The 23,726-nt window shown below is 58.7% G+C and carries 23 protein-coding genes; 15 read left to right on the top strand and 8 right to left on the bottom strand.

The features are described 5' to 3' along the window. The first annotated feature begins 35 nt into the window (after positions 1-35). Positions 36-1,040: a thiol:disulfide interchange protein DsbG gene (locus tag GLX_RS14990; RefSeq protein WP_014106845.1), complete on the top strand. Its 1,005-nt coding sequence runs from the start codon at positions 36-38 to the stop codon at positions 1,038-1,040. Further along, positions 1,037-1,573 carry a hypothetical protein gene (locus tag GLX_RS14985; protein WP_014106844.1) on the top strand — a complete coding sequence of 179 codons (537 nt, stop codon included), beginning with the start codon at positions 1,037-1,039 and terminating at the stop codon, positions 1,571-1,573. Before GLX_RS14990 ends, GLX_RS14985 begins: the two co-directional genes overlap by 4 nt. 405 nt (positions 1,574-1,978) lie before the next feature. Here GLX_RS14985 and GLX_RS14975 read toward each other — a convergent pair whose 3' ends face one another. From GLX_RS14975 to GLX_RS14950, 6 genes are read right to left on the bottom strand one after another with little or no spacing between them, the layout of a single operon-like run. After that, positions 1,979-2,476 (bottom strand): Z-ring associated ZapG family protein, encoded by a 498-nt coding sequence (locus GLX_RS14975; RefSeq protein ID WP_014106842.1) that lies wholly within the window; start codon positions 2,474-2,476, stop codon positions 1,979-1,981. A 24-nt stretch (positions 2,477-2,500) separates the two neighbouring features. Further along, on the bottom strand, positions 2,501-4,861 hold the full coding sequence (locus GLX_RS14970; RefSeq protein ID WP_014106841.1) for a DotA/TraY family protein: 2,361 nt from the start codon (positions 4,859-4,861) through the stop codon (positions 2,501-2,503). A 22-nt stretch (positions 4,862-4,883) separates the two neighbouring features. Then, positions 4,884-6,296: a hypothetical protein gene (locus GLX_RS14965; protein ID WP_014106840.1), complete on the bottom strand. Its 1,413-nt coding sequence runs from the start codon at positions 6,294-6,296 to the stop codon at positions 4,884-4,886. A gap of 9 nt (positions 6,297-6,305) precedes the next feature. After that, complete coding sequence (locus GLX_RS14960) at positions 6,306-7,490, bottom strand: hypothetical protein (RefSeq protein WP_014106839.1); 1,185 nt, start codon at positions 7,488-7,490, stop codon at positions 6,306-6,308. After that, complete coding sequence (locus tag GLX_RS14955) at positions 7,490-8,077, bottom strand: hypothetical protein (RefSeq protein ID WP_014106838.1); 588 nt, start codon at positions 8,075-8,077, stop codon at positions 7,490-7,492. Before GLX_RS14955 ends, GLX_RS14960 begins: the two co-directional genes overlap by 1 nt. Then, on the bottom strand, positions 8,074-8,463 hold the full coding sequence (locus tag GLX_RS14950) for a hypothetical protein (RefSeq protein ID WP_014106837.1): 390 nt from the start codon (positions 8,461-8,463) through the stop codon (positions 8,074-8,076). Before GLX_RS14950 ends, GLX_RS14955 begins: the two co-directional genes overlap by 4 nt. Between GLX_RS14950 and GLX_RS14945 the strand changes: the two genes are divergently transcribed. From GLX_RS14945 to GLX_RS14885, 13 genes are all read left to right on the top strand, one after another. Then, positions 8,462-8,845 (top strand): hypothetical protein, encoded by a 384-nt coding sequence (locus tag GLX_RS14945; RefSeq protein ID WP_034926637.1) that lies wholly within the window; start codon positions 8,462-8,464, stop codon positions 8,843-8,845. The genes GLX_RS14950 and GLX_RS14945 overlap by 2 nt on opposite strands. Before the next feature lie 349 nt (positions 8,846-9,194). Next, positions 9,195-9,998, top strand: coding sequence for a helix-turn-helix domain-containing protein (locus GLX_RS14940; RefSeq protein WP_014106836.1), 804 nt, complete (start codon positions 9,195-9,197; stop codon positions 9,996-9,998). Between the two features lie 248 nt (positions 9,999-10,246). Beyond that, positions 10,247-11,125, top strand: coding sequence for a hypothetical protein (locus GLX_RS14935; RefSeq protein WP_014106835.1), 879 nt, complete (start codon positions 10,247-10,249; stop codon positions 11,123-11,125). A 132-nt stretch (positions 11,126-11,257) separates the two neighbouring features. Next, the gene (locus GLX_RS14930; protein WP_014106834.1) at positions 11,258-11,893 is read left to right on the top strand and encodes a DotI/IcmL/TraM family protein; all 636 of its coding nucleotides are present in this window, start codon (positions 11,258-11,260) and stop codon (positions 11,891-11,893) included. Continuing rightward, positions 11,890-12,870: a DotH/IcmK family type IV secretion protein gene (locus tag GLX_RS14925; protein WP_014106833.1), complete on the top strand. Its 981-nt coding sequence runs from the start codon at positions 11,890-11,892 to the stop codon at positions 12,868-12,870. Before GLX_RS14930 ends, GLX_RS14925 begins: the two co-directional genes overlap by 4 nt. Then, entirely contained in the window at positions 12,870-14,108 is a 1,239-nt protein-coding gene (locus tag GLX_RS14920; RefSeq protein ID WP_014106832.1) for a DotG/IcmE/VirB10 family type IV secretion system protein, read from the top strand. The genes GLX_RS14925 and GLX_RS14920 overlap by 1 nt, the downstream gene beginning before the upstream one ends. Positions 14,109-14,510: 402 nt before the next feature. After that, positions 14,511-15,341 (top strand): hypothetical protein, encoded by an 831-nt coding sequence (locus GLX_RS14915; protein ID WP_231850466.1) that lies wholly within the window; start codon positions 14,511-14,513, stop codon positions 15,339-15,341. 17 nt (positions 15,342-15,358) lie between these two features. Continuing rightward, positions 15,359-15,904 carry a hypothetical protein gene (locus GLX_RS14910; protein WP_014106830.1) on the top strand — a complete coding sequence of 182 codons (546 nt, stop codon included), beginning with the start codon at positions 15,359-15,361 and terminating at the stop codon, positions 15,902-15,904. A gap of 907 nt (positions 15,905-16,811) precedes the next feature. Beyond that, positions 16,812-17,084, top strand: a complete 273-nt coding sequence (locus GLX_RS18260; RefSeq protein ID WP_014106829.1) for a BrnT family toxin — start codon at positions 16,812-16,814, stop codon at positions 17,082-17,084. After that, positions 17,053-17,331 carry a helix-turn-helix domain-containing protein gene (locus GLX_RS18255; protein WP_003625676.1) on the top strand — a complete coding sequence of 93 codons (279 nt, stop codon included), beginning with the start codon at positions 17,053-17,055 and terminating at the stop codon, positions 17,329-17,331. The genes GLX_RS18260 and GLX_RS18255 overlap by 32 nt, the downstream gene beginning before the upstream one ends. Positions 17,332-17,518: 187 nt before the next feature. Then, on the top strand, positions 17,519-17,989 hold the full coding sequence (locus GLX_RS14895; RefSeq protein ID WP_023524230.1) for a hypothetical protein: 471 nt from the start codon (positions 17,519-17,521) through the stop codon (positions 17,987-17,989). A 274-nt stretch (positions 17,990-18,263) separates the two neighbouring features. Further along, on the top strand, positions 18,264-18,665 hold the full coding sequence (locus tag GLX_RS19055; protein ID WP_227744670.1) for a hypothetical protein: 402 nt from the start codon (positions 18,264-18,266) through the stop codon (positions 18,663-18,665). A gap of 13 nt (positions 18,666-18,678) precedes the next feature. Next, complete coding sequence (locus GLX_RS14885; RefSeq protein WP_014106826.1) at positions 18,679-21,762, top strand: secretion protein; 3,084 nt, start codon at positions 18,679-18,681, stop codon at positions 21,760-21,762. A gap of 168 nt (positions 21,763-21,930) precedes the next feature. Here the strand turns inward: GLX_RS14885 and GLX_RS14880 are convergent, their stop codons facing one another. After that, complete coding sequence (locus GLX_RS14880) at positions 21,931-23,163, bottom strand: type II toxin-antitoxin system HipA family toxin (RefSeq protein WP_014106825.1); 1,233 nt, start codon at positions 23,161-23,163, stop codon at positions 21,931-21,933. Then, positions 23,163-23,540 carry a helix-turn-helix domain-containing protein gene (locus tag GLX_RS14875; protein WP_014106824.1) on the bottom strand — a complete coding sequence of 126 codons (378 nt, stop codon included), beginning with the start codon at positions 23,538-23,540 and terminating at the stop codon, positions 23,163-23,165. Before GLX_RS14875 ends, GLX_RS14880 begins: the two co-directional genes overlap by 1 nt. Between the last annotated feature and the right edge of the window lie 186 nt (positions 23,541-23,726).

Raw genomic sequence — 23,726 nt, 5'->3', positions numbered from 1 at the left:
GGCGTACAGGACATAGGTATTGTCCGGAGTCCGCCATGCGCTGTTTCTACGTGTTGCCATTTCTCCTGCTCATGCACGCGCCGGCGCAAGGACAGCAATGCTCTGTGTCTACTCCGATTGAGTCCAGGAGCGACACCGTAGGGCCGACCCTGGAACATGATGATAAGGGTAGGACCGATGCAGTCGCCCACCTTGGGATCGCAGGGGCCAACATCGAAAAACTACCCGATGTCCACGGCTTCGAAGCTGGCATCGCCCATACCCGGAACGAACTCCTCGTCTTTTTCGCCCCGGAAAGCCACGCGATCGTGCTTAGCGGCACACTGATCCCGGTACCCTACGACACCCTACGTTCTTTGGCCGGATCGCGCGCCCACGATCTCGCACCGGTCGATGGCATCAGGGGAATGTTTGTTCGGGCAGATAACCGTTTTCAGGTCGTCTATGCGACCCCGGATGGCAAGGCAGCAGTCGCTGCCCGCATGTGGGGCGCCACCGGACAGGACATCACGAAAGACCAGATCAGGGGCATTCCTGGAGCCGTCCCAGAAATCAGTATCTCTGGCGCTTCATCCGACGCTAACGAACAGTCCGGGCTCCAGGGTCTCTCGGGAGGCCTTATAGGGATACCTTCAGCTCCGGAAGTCATCATGTTCATAGACCCGCAATGCATTTACTCGACGAAGGCAATGCATATCCTTCAGCCCGCAATCGACGCAGGGAAAGTTCGCCTGAAAATAGTCCCGCTGTCATTGCTTGATTACGAGGATAATGGTGCCAGTACCGTCAATGCGAGAGCCATGCTGTCGCTTCCGGCACACGAGATGGCACAAGCGTGGGTCAACGGTCGTCTAAACCCGGAATTGGCTGCACCTGAACCGGATAGTGGGGAGAAGCTTGCCCGTAATACCCGGATTGCACGGCAGATAGGGCTCATAGGGACACCAACGTTCGTCTGGATGCACCGCAATGGCGGGATCGGCCGGATCGACGGCGTTCCCACGGATGTCGCCACGTTTCTGACCTCGGTCGCGCAATGAAGACACGACAGGACCAGACCGGCCCGCGACGTTTTTTTGCAAGAACGCGCAAGCTTGCTCGCCTCGTGATTGGCGATCCACGTACATTGGTCGCCTGGTCCGATGTGACGAGAAATGCCGCGCTGATTGAAGCCCTCGGGACGGCATTACTGAAGCCAAAAGCCAGTATGCAGGGCCCGCGGGCGCCAGACGGTACCCCTATTGATATTGCCGCGATCGCTGCCGAATATGGCGTCGAACCCCGCGTTGTGGCGATCTTACTCGATCAGAGACAGCATGAGACATACAGACGGGCGCTTGCCGCCAGTATGCTCGCTGTTGTTCTGGTTCTTGGCTGGGCCGGAGAAATGCTCCTTTCCCACTGGAAGGGCAGCCAACTCCTTGCTGCGCTGGAGTTCGCGCCCTTCTGGACATTTCTGACACTCGTGGCGTTTCAGAACGCGTGGCTCAACTGGCAGATCCGCGAACGCCGCCTGGGTTCCGCTCGCCAATTTGTCGCTACCGCCGACAGCCTCATTCCCCGCAGGCCGTAACCGCAAGTCCATATGCATTGCGCTGGTGAATAGATAGGATCGACGGAGCACTCAGAATGTGCCGGGAGGCGCGTTCTTGTCGCCGCCCTGAGCGCCTGTTGCCCAGGAGGCGTGTTCATAATCCTCGCGCCCCAACATCGCCCGTGGATCATCAGGCCGGACGATCGTACCGGCGCGATCGTACGTGGGGGGTGTCCAGATTACATGTGTCGATCCGTATGCATCGTGCGGATCATAACGCGCATGCCTGGTTGGGGGAGCCTTTGGGCCACGCACATGGGCAGCGGATGACACGTTGCCAGCGCTGCATGCTGCAAGCCAGGGGGAAAGGACAAGAGGCAGAATGAAATGTTTCACGAATGGTCTCCCGCTTAGAGGAGACCATCCTGACCAAGTATCTTGCGACTAGGACTGTCGCTTTCTCCACTCGTCTTCCATGGAAAGATAGCCTCGAATGCGTCGTTCCATGTTCTCGGCTTTGGTCGTCAATGCTGCATGATCATCGCTGAGTCGGCGATAATTGATACAGGTCGCCTCAAGATCGCGCGCCCGGTCTTTTTCCTGTTCCCTTGATATTTTGAGATCGTTGGCAAGCTGCTCGGCATGAGCACTCGTCCGACAAAAATGGTCTTTCAGTTCTCTGATCTGGGATTCCAGGCCATGAGCGTAGTCTTTCCAGTCTTCCAACTGGCTTTCGAGTTTATCGGAATGAGCATTCGCCAGATTAAGTGCCTCGGTCAAGCGACTGATTAACCGAACCTGCTCTTCGAGTTCGTTAGAATGCGGCGGAGCAGCACCATGAAGGGCCTGTCGGATATTGCGTTGCAAGTTCTCGCTATACTGACACGACATGCGTCCGAGTATGAAGCCTGCCGGCCCACTCATCCCATTGCCACCAAACATTTCATGCCCTCCAAGGGTAACGCACTATAGGATCTTTTTCATTGTCGTATCTACAGCTTTATTTGCACCCGTATATATTTGCTTACTATTTTTATCATCCATAGGCTGGGTCGCAGTTCGATCGCTCCCACCGAGCGACTGCTGAATCGAGAGCAACGTGCCCGCCATACCGACAACGGCGGCGTCCCTGCTGAACTGGTCAATGTCGACCCGGTCCACGTCACCAAATCCGATCATGGCGGGAACGCGCTGGGGCAGGATCGAGATCATCCTGAATGAAATGAACGCCAAAGTGACATGAATCATGACAAACAGGCTGACCAGAACAATCATGCCGAGGAAGTTGCTGACAATCCAACCGTTTGACAGCACCAGTCCGGCCGCAATGCCGAAACACATGTGGATCAGCCACGACACTGAATCAAATATAAAATATCCAAGGAAAAGCCCGAACAGCATCAGCACCGGCCGGAAGATGACATTGAACAGAAGGGCATAACCCTGTTTTGCATGACCGTGCAGCCCTTCCCCGTTCATGGTCATATGCGCGAGCATCCACAGAGGTGCCGCAATCACGGACTCACAGACCATGATGAACCATCCCGCCACGGCAAACATCCACATGACAAACGGGATCATCGGGATGACATAGGCGATGGTGAGGCCTGGCATAAGCATGGCGAAACAGCCGCCGATAATCGGCGCGCCAAAAAAGTGCATCAGCGCGTGCCCGGCCCCTGCCGCTACGGCGCCTTCTGGATTCCCGCTCAGAAGCGACAGCACGCCGATACCAACGGTCCCGGCCGTAGAAGAAAGAACCGACGCAGTGCCCATGGTGAGAAGGGCGGTCGTGATCATCCAGTTTCCAAGTGACATGAGATTGCCAAACGGATCGGTCCAGTAGCCGTTCGTCCCGGACGGCTCGATAAATCCGGTCACGATCTGCAGGGCGTAATCGTTCAGGTGCAGGGCGCGGAACAGCTGGTCGAGCACACCCGCACCGTCTCCACCCGGTATCGCGCCTGTGTACAGGTCAGCATTCCCGCCTGGCGCGGTCACGCCATCCTGCGTCGCAACCATGCTGTCGATGTTTTCCATAAAGGTGTCCGCAGACTGCACAAGAGGCGCAATGTCCGAGGCAAGATAGTTTCCGAGACCGGAATAGGATGGCGTGGTGATGGTTGGCGTTGCGGTCATGAGAGACAGGGTCTGGCCATTGAGGCGCGCGAATTCGAGATAGTAGGCTCCTGCGCCGGTCCACCCGAGAGTATCCATCTGGTTGCTGGTGTTGACCGCATCTCCGTTCGTCGAAATCCCCCATTGGTGGAGCGCTAGCGTCTGATTGTTGACCGTGTCCTGAAGCTTCGAACGCAGTTGTGCCGCCTGCGTCGTGAGACGCGACGCATAATCGTTGGTGGCATTGACGATGATGGTCATGAGTGGGGCCAGGGACGCTGTCGTTTTCGTCTGCCAGTAATTCTGGGCCACCTGCGCAACCTGGCTGCGAATGTCGCCAAGGATCACGGAATCAAGAACCTGTTTTTGCATACCCGCCTGGTCGAACTGGAAACCGGCCAGATTCACTGCGTCAGTATTGGGCGCCTGCAGACTTACGGCCCCGCAAACCGGTGTCCCGTCTCCTGCGCCGGCTGCCATATTGTAAGAATAGTTGATGATTCCCATCTTCCCGCCGGTCACGGACAGGACGGTCTGCCCGGTCGGGGCCGCAATCAGGTTCGTGTTATTCGCAGCAATGTTAATAATGGCCCGGCAGAACTCATTTTTCACAAGACCGGTCACAATCCCTTTTGTGCCGGGGATAAGGGGCTGTGCGATGACCTTGCCGTCTGGTCCGATTGCTTGCTTCGCCTTGTCATAGACGACCTTCGCCATACCGATGCCCCAAAGCGAGCCCTGCACGACAACGGCCTGCGCCGCATTGAAGCCGGTTGTCGGAAGCGGCCACATCAGGATGGCCGCAATCCCGATCCGCACGATCGACATGCTGGTCTGGTTGTTACCAAGGAGTTGTGCTGTTTCTGCACCCCGGTGGATGTTCATGAAGTAGATATAGCTTACGACCGCCATCGCAAATGCCATGACGAACCCGGAGAACCACCCGATCATGGTTCCTATGACGGTCGCCTCGTTGCCGATGCTGGGCGCGCCCGTATCCTGCCCGAAAATCGGGAATACAGACCGGATGACCTGCGCCGCCCAGTCACTGCCCGGATCAAGCAGGTCCCATGTCACGTTATAGCCCGTGCTGCTGGCTGCATCTCCCGAACCGGTCGCGACAACCGTCTGCGCTGCCGCGGACACGGTAAGAGCCGACAGAAACAGAAGCGGCAGGATGGCGAATACAGGGCGACGAAAGGGCGTCATGGTTTGTCCTCCAGCAGCACAGTCACGGCGCAGGACTGGCGGTGGGACCGGGCTTCATCCGCGTCATGAAATCCGTGACTGCAGTCACAGCCTTGTGCATCATCTCGCGGACCTTCTCGCTCATGTCTTCCAGCGCACTGGCCCCCTCTTTTTTTCCGGGCACTTCGGCAGCAGTCCTGCCGATCTCGGCATCGATCTGGGTGAAGCGCTGCGTCACACTGCCGGGCATTCCCATGCGCTGGCCTGTTGCCTCGGCGGCGTCCCTTCCCTTTCCGTAGGCTTCGAGCCTGCTGGTGACATTCTCCAGTTGCGCCGCAAATGCCTGGTTATTCTGTTTCTCCGTCACAAACTGGCTATGCAGATCCGCATACCGGCCACCGGCCTTCATCTCCGACAACACACCGGCAACACCGTCAGGGTCGCCCTTTCCTGCATCTGAAATCGCCGCCATGATGGAGGAAGCTGGCCGCTCCCTGAGGTCACGCAGGGCCTCCACCGCCTGCTTTCCCAGACGTTCGGTCGCCTCCAGGCTCTTTTCGTCACGCGCGTTGTGCAGCCGGGTGCTGAAATCGGCGGCCTTTTCCATCCACGATGATGCCGGGCTCGCAGGCTGGCTATCAATGCGCGAGGCAATCGCTTCTGCTAGGCGGGCAAAGCCGCCACCGCGAATAACCTTGACGTCCTCCTGATCCCTGGCCGCCCCGTTCGTTTCCCGTGTGTTCGCTGCCGCCTTTTCCTTTGTGCCGTTGCCATCCATCGTCGATCGGCTTTCCGGCGCGTCTTTTGCGGGACCTGTCTGTTTCTCTCGAAAGTCCTTCTGAGGATCCGTCGTATGGGTCTGTCCGGGTTGACTGCTGGCCGACTGCTCCGGTCCAGGCGGAGCGCCCTCCCCCGGCGACGCCATTCCACGGGTTTTGTCCGGCTGACCTTTCTCATCGTGCGCAGACCCGGCAGCATGGTCATGCCCTGGCGCTGGCTGATGCCCTGGTTCGGGAAAGACGGTCGCCCTCAGGTTCTCGATGGTGTGCGCGATGTCCGGGTGGTCCGGATCCTGACGTCCTTCAACCAGTTCGCTGGCAAGTGTCCGGATCGCGTTTACCTCTGGCTGCTGAAGGCGATGCGTTTCACGCATCATGGCGGCAACCATAGGTTCGTTCAGACCTGGGTAATGCGCCGCGCGCTCCGTCATCTCAGCATGAAGCGGATGATCATCGTTCAACGTCGGTCCCAAAAGACGCTCTACATCCTGCACGGCGTATGCGACGCGCGTACGGAAGCCGGGATCATTATGGACGTCAGGCTCGCGGGATTCCTGCCGCAGCCGATCATATGCGGCGGCCTGCCCGGGTGCCTGCTTCCTGTATTCGGACTGCACGCGATCAAGGGTTTTCAGCACATCCTCGATATCGCCGGTTTTCTGCTGGGCCTCAGACATGGCAAACCTCTAGGGATTGATCGTGGGGGAAGGCATCGGTGTCAGGCCGTCCTTGAAGGCGACCTCTTCTTCCTGTGCGACCCGGGCAGCTCCCATGGTCGCGAGGTAGAGTCCGAGACGATAGTTCTGCAGCGCAAGGTAATTGGACTGCGCCATCTCGGTGGCAACTTCGCGCATGACCGACGCGGGAGGCATTGCCTGGAGCGAGGCGTTCCAGCTTACGCTGGAGACCCTGCGATTGACTTCCAGCGCCATGGCCTGCAGCCACGACGCCTTGTCGAGCGGCGTGAGCCCCTCGGCCGTCATTTCAGCCTTCTGGTCCCGCGTGAGCGCGACAGACGGAACACCAAGAGATGTGACGTAGCCCGTGACCCAGCGGGCAAGAGACATACGACTGTTGTACGACCGGCGCCGGGTTGCGGCTTCACGTCCCCGAAGGCTGGACAGCTGCTCGCCACGCAGGGCCGCCGGTGCTACCGGCTGGATGAGCGTGGTCGCATAATCATTGGCGGCATCCACTGCGCCATCCGCGGACAGGGTATCGGCGCCGAACAGGCTGGCGGCACGCTGGTCGGCGTTCGGCAGCCGCGACACGGAAGAGCAGAGCCCCTGCGCCACGTCGTCGGATGAACAGTAGCGCTTGAGGTGCAGGGACATGTTCGCATCCGTGCCCTGTGACTTGCCGTAATAGGAGGGCGTCCCCTGACCTGCCTCACCACGGGGATCGCTTACGGTCGCGATGGCATACACCGCGGATCGAGCCGCCTTGGACGCGGCCACGGTGGACTGCTGGGCATCAAGGCCCGCGCAGAATTCCGGATTCATCATATGCTCGTCCCGGATTCCGGTTTCCTGCTGACGCCGTAGAAATCCGGCCATCGCCGCGTCCTGGGCATCCATGAGTTGCGACTGGGCACCAACCTGGGCCTTCGCGTAATTGGCAACCTGCGTGAAACCCTTCGTCAGGAGAGACGCAACGGAATTCGGGTTTGTAAGGCTACTGAGATTTGAATCGATGCTGTCCGTCAGGTTTTTCGTCATCGTATTGAGGGCGTTGCCCGTGAACGCCTGAAGAAGCTTGATCGCTGCAACAACCGCGGCATCACTGAAAAGGGCGTATGCCGGACGCGGCGTGACTGCCAGCACGCAGACGCACGAAACGGCACCAATGGCAACCATCTGCAGCCTGCGCATCAGAACACTCCGTCCACGAGATTGCTCAGGCTGTATCCGGTCGGAAGCTGGGGAGAGCCGTTGATATACAGGTCAGTCGTACCGCTCGACGTCCCCGCAATGGCAGTTGCAATTGGCGGCCCACCACCACCGAAACTCAGGTTCGGGCACATGAGTCCGCTACTCGAGCCAAAACCGAGCCCCAGGTTGACGCCTGACAGACTGAGTCCACATTGGGTCGACCCCATGGCGTTCCCCCATGCCGCCTGTGCGGCCTGACAGACTTGGCCACCTATCTGACCCTCGACGGCCTGCAGGAGGGCTGCTGGGTCAAGGCCGTTCGTGATGAGATTCAGTCCGGTGCCGTTGAAAAAATTGCTCAGGCAGGACAGGCCGTTGACGCTATCCGGCTGCTTTTCATAGGCGTCGTTGGCCTGGACGCGTTCGTTTACGGCTGTTGCCGCCGCCTGGGTCAAGGCGGCGCAGCCGACGCTTCCCGTAGATGTCGTGGCACCAGAGGCGCCTGATGACGTGGTCTGCGCATGCCCCTGTATCGATACAAGAGCGGCAGTCACTGACAACAGGACACGGAAGCGCAGACGGATCATGCGGCCTCCTGACGTGTAGCCGGACGCGTCACAGCCTCCAGCAGGGCAATCCTTTCCGGAGCAAGAAGGCGATGAAGCGCCTGGCGCCTGCTTTCCGAGATCACGCCCCGTCCAAAAGGGCTGTCCGCCGACAACAGGTCCCTGCGGCCGCGCAGATAGGGGATCAGCGCGTCAAGGGAGTTGACCAGATCAGGCCATTCAGGCGACGCGACACCAGAGAGGATGGCGTGCCAGGCCGTCCTCGCTGTCATATCATTATCCAACATCGCGATGACATCCTCTCCGCCCCTGATGCGCCAGATCTCGCCGAGCGCATTCAGCGCAAGGGCGACATTGGGCATCGGGGAAGGAGATCCGGATTTCCGGACGGATGAGGGCTTGTCCATGGAACCTTCCTCGGGTGATTACGACGAAGGTGTCGGGCCATCATGCGACCGGTCAGCGAATTCGACGTCGGACCGCGACTTTATTACGGCCGACATCAATGACGTCGCCCGCCTGGGCTACCGTGGTCGCCAGAACCTTGTTCCATTCCCGGCCGCCCTGCCAGTCAACAGGAACGCTGGTGTCCACGTCCGCCGCGAACACGACGCGCACCCCATGCGGAACGATCTGGCGTATGGCGAAGCCAAGTGGAACCTGCTTTCCGTATCCACTGGTGATATGGAAATATCGACGGGCTGGAACATTCCCGGATGTTCGAGGATCCGTACCAGTACCCGGCAATACGCCCGGCCCTTCCTGACCAGTGTCTCCCGATGGGGGTAAGGTCTCCCCGCCAGTTGTCCCCGTTGGCGGCAACGTCAATGCCGGCCGGGGCGGAGTTTCCGGAGAGGTTGTCTGGACAAGATGAAACGCGGCAGGTGTGGCAGATATGGGGCCAGAGGCCAGCGCCATAACCACGGCAGGCATAACAGGCATATGAGTGTCTCCATCAAGCTCTCCTGACCAGAGCGGCGGCCTTTGCGACCTCAGACACCTTTTTTACGGGCTCCAACTCGACTATCATGACGTTCCGTCCCGGCTGATCCGCTGTCAGGGCGCGGCCAGTCGATATCTTCTGGATGTTGGAAGTTTCTTTTGCTGAGGAAAATGCCCGCCGTGAGAGTAAACGAAAATGTCCCATGACAATGGCAAGATGCAAGCCGAGGCTTTATTTGCATCCGGCCAATTATATAGAGACATCGGGGAAATCATTTATAACAGGCGGACTGCGCTTGACTGGACGCAGGTGCACCTCGCCAAACTGGCACGGTTGAATGTATCGGTCATACGGAGCATCGAAGCCGGTCGTCCGGTTTCCCTGGAAACATTATCGGCACTGCTACGGGTGTTTGAGATAGATCCGCGCGATATTCTTCCGCAAGGTGCACCGGAAGGAACATGGTTTGCCCATCTGGATCTGGCGGCATCCGCGACGCAGCTGAAAAAGACCATGAAGCAGTGTTCGGACTACAATCTGGCGATCCAGAAATTACGCGACATTATTGGCAATATTTCCAAAACGTTTAACCTGCCGGAAATACCGGCCAGATTGCCGATCGATCATTATTCACACAGTGTCGCCTTCACCTCGGGGGAACGGCAGGACCTCCTCGAGATATTTGGGCGCAGGATTCAGATCTTCAGGACGCTTCAGGGGGCAACAGCGAGCCAGATCGCCCATAAATCACACGTTTCCCTGACCAGCCTGAGCCTGATCGAAGCAGGACTCAGAAATCCAAGCCTTGAAACGGTTTATCGCATTGCCGAAGGACTGTCCGTCTCCGTTTATTACCTGATCCCGGGAATACATGACGACGCAGACCTTTTGCGTTCCCTGGACATGACCGCGTGGGCAATGTCCGCGCAATCACAACTCGAAGCCCTCGCTGATCTCGAGTCCATTATTGGTCACCTCGACGATATCGCAAACCACTGACCGGGTGCATGAAGGTATGGAGACTGTCAGGAAAGGGGTCTCCTTTCTTATGGCAGACCCTATGCCTTGGACTGTCCATTCCAGGTGATGTACCCCGGCTGATCATCAACGCGGACCGGAAACCGCGTCTGGAATCATATTAGCGCGTTCTGCGCTATTTATTTCTTGACGGTTATATAACGCTTAAGAGATATTATTCCCAAAACACGCAGCCTATCCCGAAAACGCGATGACGAGGGCATACCGCCATGAAGTCAGCATCGTTCGGCCAGGTCATAAAACACGGTCTGTTTACATGGCTTCAGACCTATCCCACGCCAGAAATGACACGCGCCCTTTATGCCAGGCTGCGCGACGAGGTCCTTGTGGCGACAATGCTCACCCTGACAGTGCAGGTGGTGAAGGAGTCAGTCGCGCAATGGGCCGACCGACCCCAGAATGTTTTTTACGAAGCGCCTGCACGCAGGGGAGCATGGACAAGGACCCAGTTGCTCATCCTCGGCCAACGCTGGCTCTGTGGTGATAAAACCGCCAACATAGCCGAGATGCTTGGCCGCTCGGCCGGGAGCGTGCGTGCAAAAAGAAAGCAGCTTGGCCTGCCACCGCGCATCAGACTCTCAAAAATACAGGCGGAGACCATACTTGCCGAAAAGCGGAGCGCCATTCCCGCAGATCCCGAAGCTGTCCTGACATGGGAACAGGCCTCCCTGCTTCCTCATGAAGCCCGGCGGGGACGGACATGGCTTGTCAGGAACAGCCTCAACAGGCTGACCCTCACAGGACATAAGGGAGGAGACAAGGTACGGTGGCACGAGGCCGCCAACATTGAAATCGCCTACCGCCATTTTGCATTTCAGAACCCGCGTGAAATTGCGCGGGACTTCCTTATTTCGGAAAGCGCGCTGAAATCCCAAAGCTGCTGGGAGCAGCTTCCGCCACGACGCGGCGCCAAAGTGCCCTGGTTCATTCACGCGAGGGCCGAATATTATATCGGCGAACACCAGTACATCCGGCGGGAATGCCTCTGCAAGAGCGGATGCTTTTTCTGGACCACCCGCAAGGGTGGTGACCGGGTCAGCAGACGATACCGCCGCAGCATTGCCGCCACGCATGGCATTGCCGCCTGAGTAGTGCCGGGAACCGTCAAAGAAAAAACGTGCTGGTCGCAAGATAGACTTCCAGCCTGCTCTCATCACCGTCGGGAAATGAGAGTAGAGTGATGACCACCTTTTTTCATGCCCCCGTAAGGGAGGCGCGCCATGCGGCTGTTTAATTCCGCAGTAACCAGGCGGCTTACCGACCCCGACTTTCAGGGGATTGTTGTAGACAGATCACTGCTGCTCAACATCGCACTGGCGGGCGTGGTCATCGTGTTCTCGGCGCACGACGCCTATATCCGTGCACACCCGCCCACACCCCTCTATTTCTACGTTGACGGCCAAAATGCTCCCCGACCGGCCGTGGCGCTCACCAGTCCGGTACTTGGCCAGGACCAGCTTCTCGGCTGGGCCGTCAAATGGGCGATCGCACCCTACAACATCAACTATCGTGATTTTCCAACCCAGATGAACACCGCGGGCGCTCACTACACGCTCAACGGATGGAACACCTTTGCAAAGTCTTTCATTACGCAGGGGAATCTGGCGAAACTCAGGGATGCAAAACTGCTCTGTTACGCGCAGCCGACACGGGCCGCGACCGTACGCGCCGAGACTGTCGTGCAGGGACACGCGCGCTACGTAATACAGTTCCCTTTCATCCAGACCTGCGAAAACGTCAACCAGCAGAATACGCAAATGCTGATGGCAACCGTGACGATTGATCGCGTGGAGGACCTGGATCACCCGGATGGACTGGCCATCGAACAGCTTGTCGTCTCGTCGGGGAGGGAGTGACAACTGTGCGAATTCTTTCTCTCTTTCCGCTGACCCTGTCCATCCTGCCACTTGCGGCACTCGCACAGCAGCCATCACAGCCCGGGCCTGCGGCAACGACACCTGCAGACGATCAGGATCAGGCAGCCGAAGATGAAGCCGAGCATGAGGCCATTCCATTCACGCCCGAAGAAATCCTTCGGCTGGGGGAACGCCTGAAGGACGTGCGTCGTGCCACGGAGCAGGTCGGCACGGAATTCGCGACCCCTAATGCGCGCCCGGCGATCCGTGTCTCCTTTGCGCCTGGTCAGCAGACAAGCCTGATCTTTACGACAAAAGGCTATCCGACCGCATTGTCCTTCGTGGACAGCACGGGACAGCCCTGGCCGATCGCATGGAATACGTCTGGCAATTCCGCCAACCCGGACGGCAGCACGAACTGTGCTTCCGGCAAAAGCGGCGCGTCGGCCGGGAATCCTGCGGTTGAGACAACAGGTTTCTATACCTGCGTCCCGCTCAAGGGCTCCAATACCATCAATATCGAACCGATGTCGCTCCAGCCCAGAGGTGGACTGCTCGTAACGCTTCAGAACGCGCCAAAGCCGATCTCCTTCCTGCTGATCGCGGGACGTGGATCCTACGATGACAACCTGACCGTTCGCATGTCCGAGGGAGGCCCCAATGCCCGGGAGCCGGTCGACAGCCGCCCCGGAGTACCCGCGACAGGCGAGCCCTACATGAACGCCATGCTAAGCGGCATTCCACCAGCGTCAGCCGTTCCGCTGGCCGTCGAGGGTATTTCACCCGATGACGTGCGCGCCTGGCGGATTGGAAACGAGGTCTATCTTCGCACGCGCCTTCATCTCATGACGCCCTCCTCGGACAACATGGAGCAGGGTGAAGGGGGATACACGCTCTATGCCTTCCATGAGTCCCCCGTTGTCCTTCTCTCCGATGCGGGACGGACGGTCTCGGCCCATATCAGGGACGCACAGTGATGAAACCCAGATTCAACCAGCTGTTCAGTGATGCGTCGCGGGGCGGAAACCGGCGTCTGCTCGCAATCCTTGGGAGTATCGGCACCGTTCTTGGTGTCACGCTGCTCATCTCCACCATCCACCGTAAGGAGCTTCCACGCTCGGACCCCGGCAGGCCGCCCGCCGCCAACCCTCTGCCCGGCGGCCTGAATTCCAATCCGCGCCAGCAGGAACTCCGCGAAGATCAGATCCGCGACGAGGCAGACCGGGCACAGACTGCGGGACAATCGTATTCACCCGATATTGCACCGGGCACGCCCACCCATCCCGACGACAAGCCTCCCCCGCCCGCAGTCGCCCAGGAGGTCGGGGCGGACGTCAACCCGGCGATGGCCAAGGCCGCCGCGGCGCCAGCCCCGCACGCGCCTGAGGTCGTACCAAGCGTTCCCGTCGTACCAGTGCAGACGGATGCAGCCTTCCGCGCCGCCGTGCCACGTGACCCGCAGCTCCAGAAGGACGCCATCACCGCATACAGACATGCGATCATGGATCTTGCAGGCCGTCTTGATGGACGCTTTCCTGTCACAAATGTACTGTATGAAAAGACGGAAACCGGAAGGGAGCAGACAAAGAAACCGATGGTCTCCCCTTCAATAACTTCGACGGCGACAGCAAATTCCCAGACGGCCCTCTCCCGCGTCCTTGTTCCTGCCGGGCGGGGGATTTACGCCCATACGGTTTCAGCAACCAACAGCGATCTCGGGGGAGAAATCATCCTGGAAGCTGATTCAGGTCCACTCGCTGGCGACAGGATGAAAGCATCCGTCAGAAGGGCCGGGGGACATCTGAACAGGCTGGTTGTCCGCGTTGATCAGGTCTTCCATAAAAATGATCCAACCCCGATCCAGGTCGAAGGTATGGTGGTTGCGCCGGACACCATGGAAGCTGCGGTGGCCTCAAGCGTTGACCAGCTATACGTCGAGCGCTTTGTTCTTCCCGCCGCTGCCGCCTTTGTCCAGGGGCTCGGGCAGGCGATCGAGATGACGTCGAACACGACCGGTTCGATCGGAGCCCTCGGCAACGTCAACTACGTCCAGTCACTGAATTTTCCGCAACAACTGGGCGTGGCAGCCGGTGCAGCGGCCTCGCAGGTCAACAGCGCACTCATGCAGCAGATGCCGACCCAGCCGCGCGTAAATCTTGCCGCTCAGGTCAGTGTCGGCGTGATCTTCATGTCGGACGTCGTCATGAAGAAGTAAGTTTTCGGGCACCGGTCGCATGATATCGACGAATTCTGCACTCCCTACCAGAAGGCAGCATTCACCATGACCTCAGCCGCAACCGCAACGACGTCCCGGGATCCGTTCAGCGCGGATCGCGGCATCGAACCTGTTCCGTTCCGCAAGCTGGGCACAATGCCCGAGCCTGACCCTTCGCCCGAGGCGGACATAATTGCCGAGCCTCCCTCCCCTCACCTTCAACCTGTAACAGCAGCACCTGACAGGAACCGACCCGTTCCGCATGCAATAGCCCTTTTCAGGGCGCTTCCGCGTCGCAGGCAGGTCATGATTGCGGGTACTGCCGTCGGCAGTCTGCTCTCCCTCTTCCTCGTGATGGGCATAACAAAGAGGCAGGCGTCTCCCGTGGCCCAGGAAGTCGGAATGATTTCCGCCCCGCTGCCATCAGGCCCCAAAGCGTCTCCCGCGCCGGGACACTCACCTACATCATCGCCATCACCGCCGGCACCTCAGGTCTCGGCTACAGATGAGGATCTCAAGGCACTTCTTGCGATGAAAAAGCCGCCCCATCCCGCCAGCCCAATACCGGCTACCCCGTCGGCCGAGAACACGCCCGCGCAGAAACACGACACTGGCATCGAAAAGGCTGTTCCGACGGACGATGCGGTCCAGAAAGCAAGCCGCCTGCAAGCGGCTCCCATGACATCTGACGACCAGTTGCAGGTGCTGCAGCTTGTAACGGAAGAAGCAGCATTGGTGCAGCGGACCCGCAGCGACATCGCAGCACTCCGGCAGGATATTGACCGGCTGCGTATCGCCGATACGGCAAAGGCTTCGGATCTCAACCGCCGGATGTCGCTCCTCGAAGCGAAACGGGCCGTGGCCGACGCCGAAGCTCCCCCGTCAGATGGACCGGCCGCCACACGCGCCGCGGCCGACAAGGCACGGGCAGCCCTGGAAGCCGCGGCGGCCGAGCCGCGGCCAGCACCAACGCCGCCGCAATCTCCAGCGTCCCGGACAGCGAAAATGCGCCCGACGCCTCCTGCTCCGCCCCCGACATGGACCCCCCACTACCGGATACTTGCCGCATCTCCCCAACTTGCCATGGTGCAGGACGACGCGGCGCCGGCCGGGCAACCGCCACAGTCCGAAATCGAAATCGGCACCGATCTCCGCGGATATGGGCGTGTGCGCGCCATCTCTCAACGCGGCACGATGTGGGTGATCCAGGCTGAACGCGGCATCATCCAGTAAGGCAAGGACACATCGACGTGCAAGGTCTGGTCAACCTCGTCAACGATCTCGCTCTCGCCATGGCCTGGCTGCTGCCAATGGCCTGCTATATTGCAGCGTGGATTGCCTTCCTGACCGGGGCATGGGGATTATGGCAGCAGCGCCAGCCCCAGAACCCGTTCGTCGGCCGTCCCTGGGTGCCCTGGATCGGGATTGTCCTTTCCGGCGTCTTTGCCACCTTTGACAGGATACTCACCAAATCCACCACCTCTGCCGGTCTCGATACGCAGGTTGCGCTGGGAGCTTCTGTCACCGGCTACACGGAAGCGACGACGGGAAGCGTCATTTCCGGGACTGGCCCAGAGGATGCCATCCTGTCAATCGTCAGTGATTTCGCCCTGTTCTTCGAAATGTTCGGCGCCTGGGCGGCGTTCATGGCGGTCGTTGCGTGGAACGCGTCGGCGACCGGAAAAACAAACCGCTCAAAACTCAGTTGCCTCATCCAGTTCGTTTTCGGCGTGATCCTCCTCAATCCCGTCAAGGAAGCAACCTGGATCCTGAGCCACTGGACAATGTCCGGCTAAAATCATGACCCAACCCGTAGCGCTGAGATTGGCCAAGGTTCGATACTTTCTTCCTGCGCATTTTTTTAATAACCGATAAACATGATAAAATTGGGAAATAATAACCCGAAAAAGCGGGGCGCGCGCCATCTGGAGAGATGGCCACATGTGGCCGTGCGCCAGGGCATGAACCGTGCTGGAGCAATCCGCCGCCTGATCGCGAGGGAACTTGAAGCCGCCGAACGCGATGGGTGGGATGGGTAATCTTGTTCATAACGAGCGGACCAAGCTGCGGGCAAACCTGCAGGATACCGCTGCGGGATCTTGCCTTTCGCTAGGTGTCCTATCTCCTTTGGCTGCGTCATTTTTTAATCTGACAGCCAACCGCATTCCTACTCATATCGTTATCTTGGGAGTCGCTTTCTGGCTGGGAATGGCATATTTTCTCCCTCAATGGGCACAGACCGTTTTAGGGGGGCTTCGAGAATGACCTTTATGCAGTTCTTCGCCTTCATTGGCATGCCAATCATCATTGGTGTTCTTGGTTATGGTATTTCTAAAATGCCTATCAAGGATAATTGAGAGTTTACCGTCCATTCCAACCAACGGTTGACCGTGTGAAACTTGTTTATAATGAGGGTAACAGACCCATCAAAGTTGAGGTCCGTACAAAAATAGGGATGTATTCGCGGCAGTACCTAAAATACGCTCGATCACTTTCGCTTGCTGTTCATATTTTCTAGAAATTAAACAAGAAATATTTCATTATTACTAAATATTCAAGCGATTCTGGATAAATATATATGCCCCGGATTTTTATGCTATCGGGCATACGAGGTTGATGGCGACCTGTCGAAATGGCTAAGAGTTGCGGGATGCCCGTAGTTTTCACTTTACAGTAACTACGGTAATCCCGTATTATCGTCTCATGGATGACAGGTTTGACCCCGCAAAAGACCTCGCCAACCAAAAAAAGCACAAACTGTCTCTGGCCTTTGGCGACCGTATTTTCGAGGACGATAATCACCTGATCTTGCCCACCATCCGCATTGAGGATGAGGAGGATCGCTACAAAGTGGTTGGCGTCGTGGGCGAGAAGCTGTTCACCGGTGTGTTTGTCTGGCGGGACGATCTGCCCCGCTTTATTTCCGTGAGAAGGAGCAACAAAGGTGAAGAGAGAGCATATCATTCTGCCTGCTGATCCGGCGGATTCCGAAGACCGCGCGGTATCCATCGAAGGCATGGAGCGTGGGCAAAGGGCGCGGTTGATCCGTAAAACCCGTAACGATCTCGGTCTGTCTCAGGTCGAGTTTGCCAGCCGTTTCCGCGTTCCTGTCGGTACGTTACGGGACTGGGAGCAGGCACGGGCGATGGCCCCCGACTTCGCTGTAGCCTACGTTCGGGTCATCGGACGGCACCCCGATATGGTAGCTCAGGCGGTGGCCTGAGCTGCCTTCTCAACGAGCCTGGGATTCAGCCCATCAACCCCAAACGCCGGATAGCCATTTTTATACCGAAGTCATAGTGTAATGTTCGGCAAGGTAGATTTTTTCGGAAAAAATATCCGCAGTCGCATGTTACTGGCCGAAGACTCCTCTGAGGGACATGCCTCCCTCTTTAACGGAGCCCTTGACCATGAACCTCTCTCGCACAAGCACCCCCGACGCGGCGCGATTGACGCGTCTCGTGACCAAACGGGTCGGATACAGACAGCGTGCCGTCACGGCGCTCGGTACTTTGTACGTCCCGATCCTCATTGCCAGCCATGCGCTGGCCCAATCCGCAACCGGCAGCGCAAACGGTATCGGGGCCCAGATGCAGGCCACCGCCCAGGAAGGGCTGACAGCGGGCGGCTTTGTCGCTGCTGCGTGCATGTATGTCGCTGCCTTCATCTGCTTCATCGGCGGCGTATGGGCGGCCTGGCAGAGCCGCAACGAACAGAACCGTTCGCCCGGAAAGGTCGGTATGGCAATCGCCGGCATCGTGCTGTGCGGTCTTTTCGCAACGGGTCCGCAGTGGATCAACAAGGCTGCCAACACCGCGTCCGGTGGCTCGGCAACCGTTGGTACGCAGGCTCAGGCCTATCAATTCACGAGCGGCGGCTAGGAACCCGATCGCAATGGCCCGTCTCACACAGTCTTTCCGGCTGCTGCCGCGCCCATGGGATCCGTCAGCGCCAGGCGCCGGGGAGATGGGTGAGCCGGGCCTTTTCACATGTGCCTGCTGCGGCCTGATAACGCTTGGTCGCAGGTTTCCATGGCATGGTGATGGACCCGGGCCTGTCTGCGCCTTATGCAACATCCTGCAGGATCCGACCCGTCCGGCCATTGAACGCGAAGCCGTCCTGATATGGTGGCCGAAACTGCCGCAGGCCCGCATCATGACCCTGACCCGCTGCGCGCATCAGGCTCTCATGCAGACGCTCGGCAATGGACCAAACGGACAGGATGTCGTCTGGCATCGTGCAATGGACGCGATCGCGTCAGGGTCGGACACCGCGATGATGCCTGCGCAATGCAAAAGCGCTCTCGCTGTGCTCCGCGCTCTGCACGCGCGAACGACCGAAGCCCGGCGGCGGCTGGAGACAACCTCTCCCCGACTGCTGGCGACTGCCCTGCTGATGGCGAACCGGGCGGACCCGCAGATCAATGAAAGCGCGACCACCCTGATGGACGGCATCCGGCTCTTCCCCCTGGGCCGTCTCTACAACGGCCCCACCGACATCTACCCGGCGCTTGTCAGGGAATGGCTTGATGCCGATCCCCAACCGGTCATGACATGACAGGATCATATCAATGGGCGGTATTCTTTCCAGTCTGCTGGCCGGCATCAGCCTCGGGCTGCGCCAGCCCCTTGCCTCATTCTGCGATGTGGAAAGTACGCACGGGGACCATCTCATCACCAAACGCGGTGAATATGTCTCCGTACTACGCATCAATGGCCTGCGTCGTATGTGCACGCGGCAGGAAGTGGAAGCACTCGCCGAGCAGCAGCGTATAGAATTGCAGGGTCTCCTTGAAGAACGTGGCCATGCCATCGTGGGATGGTATATTTCCGATCCCGAGCGCTCAGGTATCGAGATTGACCGACTGAGTCTCAATGGTTGCCGGTCCATAGCCCGGCAGATCGGAGCAGACCTTTCGGACGTCATCGAAGAGAGGCGCCGGCGCTGGCCAAACGTCATGCGCTGGGAGGCCACCTGTTATGTCCTGTGGACCCGGCCCAGCGTGCTGACACGTGAGGACCGCAAACAGGTGGCAGAGGAGCGCAGGACCCTTGCCTCCCAATTTCCCCGCGTGGGCAATACCCAACGTTTTGCCCTGCGCTCCGATATCATGGCGGCCCGCCATGAATCGTTCATTTCACGCGTCCAGGCTGCCCTGCAGGGGTTCGACATTTCCTGCGAATTCCTTGGTCCACATCAGGCATTGCAGGTCGCGCGCGAAGCGACCTATCGTGAAACGGCGGGCTCCGCCTGGAAACCGACCCTGCTGGGTGACCGGGTCATGCCACGGCTTCCGGACGATCTGGATGACCCGCAGCCACATCCGCAGGGCCTGCTCTGGCCAGCGATCCGGGACCAGATTTTCAATGCCGACGCCGAAACGAAAGGCGGACAGCTCGTGACCGTGGGGGATTATACATACGCCCCGGTCGACATGACGATTGGCCCAGAGGATCCGCGCCCGTTTTCCGAACTCTCCAGCGTGCTTGGCCGCAAGAGACTGCCATGGCGCAGCGCCATGATCCTGGAGGGTGGTGGCCGCGCCGCCTTCGGCTTCAAGGAAGCCGGAGCCGGGTTTCTGGCGATGTTCCCCGGAAATAGCGACATTCGACGGGCGTTTGCCGCACTCAAGCTGGAGCGCCAGAAAAACAACCATAATTCCGTGCGGATGCGCATGACCGCCACAACCTGGGCTCCGGTTGGAGCAGAGGCGAAGCTGCGACGGCAGGCGTCGGATCTCTCCCAGGCAATTGATGCGTGGGGCAACAGCAAGACAACGCGGATCTCTGGCGATCCGCTGGAAGCGGCCATGGGTTCTGTCCCTGCCCTGGCGCTCGGTTCGACTGCGACCTCATCGCTCGCTCTTGTCGGTGATGCGTTCTCCATGATGCCGTGGGCACGCAGTGCGTCACCGTGGCAGAGGGGATCCATTCTCTTCCGCAAACCCGATGGTTCAATCTGGCCCTATGATCCGACCGGGGGCGGGCTACGCCCATCCGTCGTAGACATTATCGTAGCTCCGCCTGGCGGCGGAAAATCCGTTCTGGCCAATACCATTCTGCTGGGCTTGATCCTCAGCAGCGCCGCGATCAGCAGCCACGGCACGAAGCTCCCCTATATCGGCAAGCTCGATATCGGGCCGTCCTCGCGCGGACTGATCGAGATGCTGCGCAACGCGCTTGGCCCCGAACGCCAGCACGAGGCGGTTTACGTCAAAATGCAGGCAATCCCGGGCTTCGAGGTCAATGTCTTCGATACCCAGGTCGGGCTGGAATATCCCCTGCCACTCGAGCGCGTCTTCCTGCAGAATTTCATCTCGCTCCTTGCCACGCCGCTGGATGGCAGGCCGTGGGAGGGCATGGACCATCTGGTAGAGGACGTGATTGATGAAGCCTACCGCCTCTGCACCGGGGTGCAGGGGGGCACGCCTAAAATCTACACTCCGGGGATCGAGCCCGACGTCGATGCCGCAATAACATCGCTGGGCATCAGCCTGCCCCACCATGCGGGAGAGGACGATCCGACATGGTGGCGGGATGTCGTCGATGCCCTTGTCAATCTCAGGGAATACCGCCTTGCAGGTTTTGCCCAGCGCCATGCCGTACCAGTCCTGCAGGATCTGCTGATTGCGGCCCGCAGCCCGGAAATCGAAAAACGCTATTCCAAGATCACCCTGGAAACTGGAGAAAGCCTGATCGACACGTTTGATCGCTACATCATGAACGTGATCAAGAATTTTCCCATGCTGGCGTCCCCGACAAGGCTGGATATGGGGGACGCGCGCGTGATCGTTCTCGATCTTGCCGAGGTGGCACCATCCGGCTCTCCCGCGGCCAACCGCCAGACAGCGCTCATGTATATGCTTGGCCGCCATATCCTGGCCCGGAATTTCTTTCTCCATCCCGATTATGCCGACGACCCGCATATGCCCCCGTCCATGCGGGACTATCATCTCGCCCGCTTCACTGAGATGTATGAAACGACGAAGCGTGTCGACTTCGATGAGTGGCACCGTACCGAACCAGCGCCCCAGGTAGACAAGCAGGCTGTCCGCGACGGCCGCGAGGGGCGCAAGCACAACGTCCAACTCGCCTTCATTTCACAGAACCATACCGATTTCAGCGAGGATCTCTACAAGATATCAACCGCCCGATGGGTCCTCAAATGCGGTGATCAGGAGACGGCAGACAGTCTTATCCGACGTTTCAAGCTGTCCGATGCCAGCGCCTATGTGATCCGCAACGCACTGCCGGGACCGGCAAAGAATGGTGCGCCATTCTTCGTGGACATGTCGGCCGGAGAAGCAAAGTATGAACAGCTTCTGGTGAACGTCCTGGGGCCAATCGAACTCTGGTCTTTCTCGACGACGCCTGGCGACACGGCGCTCCGTTCGCGCCTTTACAAACGGATCCACTTTGCCCGAGCCCTGCGGATGCTCGCCACCGTATTTCCCTCGGGAACAGCAAACAGCGAGATCGAACGCAGAAAAAGCGAGCGCATGAATGTTTTCGGTCTCGCGACCGATGAAGCGTTTGCCGGCGTTCTGGATGAACTGGCGGATGAGATCGTGGAAGGTAGAGGCGTGGCCGCAGGATTGTATGAAACCCTGCGCGCCATTGATGAACAATCGGAACTCGAATTTACCATTGGGTAGAAGGTGACCGATATTTTCCTGACGGCCTCACATCCCGATCATTGCGGACACAATGATGTTGACCATGCTGTTCGATCAATAGCGCGGCGGCGTCTGGCAGGGATAGATTCGACAAATTTATGTGTCGAATCTGGCATATTATACGATATTATCAGTCATATGTGACTATCAGATCGTTAGCGCGATCCCGATCTGATCGTTTATGAAGGCGGCTTCATAATGACGCGCCATCGCCCCGGAAACACCAACCTCTCGCAGAACAGGCCTCCACTCATCCGAAATTCGCCGCGCTGTCACGCGGATCATCTGCCGGGCCTCAGCAGGGGTAATTTCGAAGAATTCACACGCCTCCAGTGCCAGACGGATGGACCGATCATGCGGACCGCCCTCCAGTATCGCCGTTTCCAGATGCGGGTTACGGTCGGGTGCTGGATTCACATCGAAAACGGGGGATAACCGCCAGTGTCCAGCGCCCACATAGAGAAATCCGTGATTTTTCAGATGATCGTCCTTATTTGACACGAGAATAGTATAAACCAGACGCAGGAAGAGTTCGCGGAACTCTGCCTGGGGATCGGCGGCATAGGTCCGGATAAAATCGACAATCTCCGTATAGGAACCAAGTTCCGTTCCGGTTTTCCCCAGAGCAGTCCTCGCCGAAATATAAGGAATCCGGCCAGGCCCACGCCGATCAAACCGCTGGATCAGAGCCACAGGAAACGGCGTTTCAGCCAGTTCCAGCCTGACCTCTGGCGTCCGGATTCCGCATGCTCTTGCCAGACGAAGCGTGGCAACTTCAATACGTTCTATTGGCCACTGGTCGTGAACCGAGGTAAATTTTGCAAGCCAGAGCACATCGCCGTCCCGAACATTGGCCTTCGGTCGCGCCCCACCCGAACCACCCGCACCAGCAAGCGCCTGCATATCCCTTGCGGATACGTCCTTGCCCTGTTCATATGCCCGCGCGATAGCCGTAATAGCGGCAAGATCGACCAGACGCGGTATGGTGTCATCGGCGCCGCCATGAATGATTTCTCCGTTATCATCGGCGAAACGAAGCGCACCCTGCCGACATACGTCATCCGACAGTGTGAGATATTCAAACTCGGAAAGCCCATTGCCGTAGGCACGCTCGAGAAGCCTGCGCCCCCAACTGTCGGGCGCAGCATCAGCAAAGACACCCGCAAGGGCATCGCGCACGTTCCCTGGCTGGCCAGTCGCATGAAACGGCCCAGAGCCAAGGGGAAAGGTTGGCTGGATGGCAAAGGCCCGAGAATTCTCGACCCAGGCCGGATCATAGGTGAAGGTCGAAAACTGCCGCGGACCCGCCTGCGTGAAACGCAGTTGACCCACGGGGGTCAGGCTGTTGCCAAGAACGACATGGGCGCTGAAATCAGGCATCAGAACGAAGCACCATCCATATCAATAACATCCGCTCCCTCATGCGTGGCCTTATCCTTATCCTGCTGCCTGCGTAACGTGGTCGCAGAAGATCGGCCTCGACGAGGCTGACGTTCAGCAGCCAACGCCAGTCCCAGATCATCCTTGCGGATATCAATCAGGTCGGCCAACCGGTCCAGAAGACCAAGCACGACAAGCACGTCAGCCAGAGTGCCGATCCCCACACCCGGGTCTCCCTTTTCCAGGCGCGCGATGGAACTCGCTGACGTACCGGCACGAACGGCCAGGTCGGCTATCGCTATGCCGCGCCGCAGGCGCGCGCCACGAAGGTCACGCCCCAGTCGTTCAAGAGCCGCGCGGGATTTTGGTGAGCCCATTACTATCACTCATATTTGGCATATAAAGCGCGTTATACCGTCAAATACGGACTTCTGTAAACTCCATCCTCTGCCCTTCACAACACGTTCCTGGCAGGAGATGGCACGTCGCGTAGAAAACGGTGGGCAGGCCGCCTGATTTCCAAGGGCAGTTTCTGGTCGCAGGACGATCATCACCCTATAAGT

The sequence above is a fragment of the Komagataeibacter medellinensis NBRC 3288 genome (assembly GCF_000182745.2).
Taxonomy (GTDB): Bacteria; Pseudomonadota; Alphaproteobacteria; order Acetobacterales; family Acetobacteraceae; genus Komagataeibacter; species Komagataeibacter medellinensis.
The sequence above is the reverse complement of the archived record's forward strand: the minus strand, read 5'-3'. Positions and strand labels throughout refer to the sequence as shown.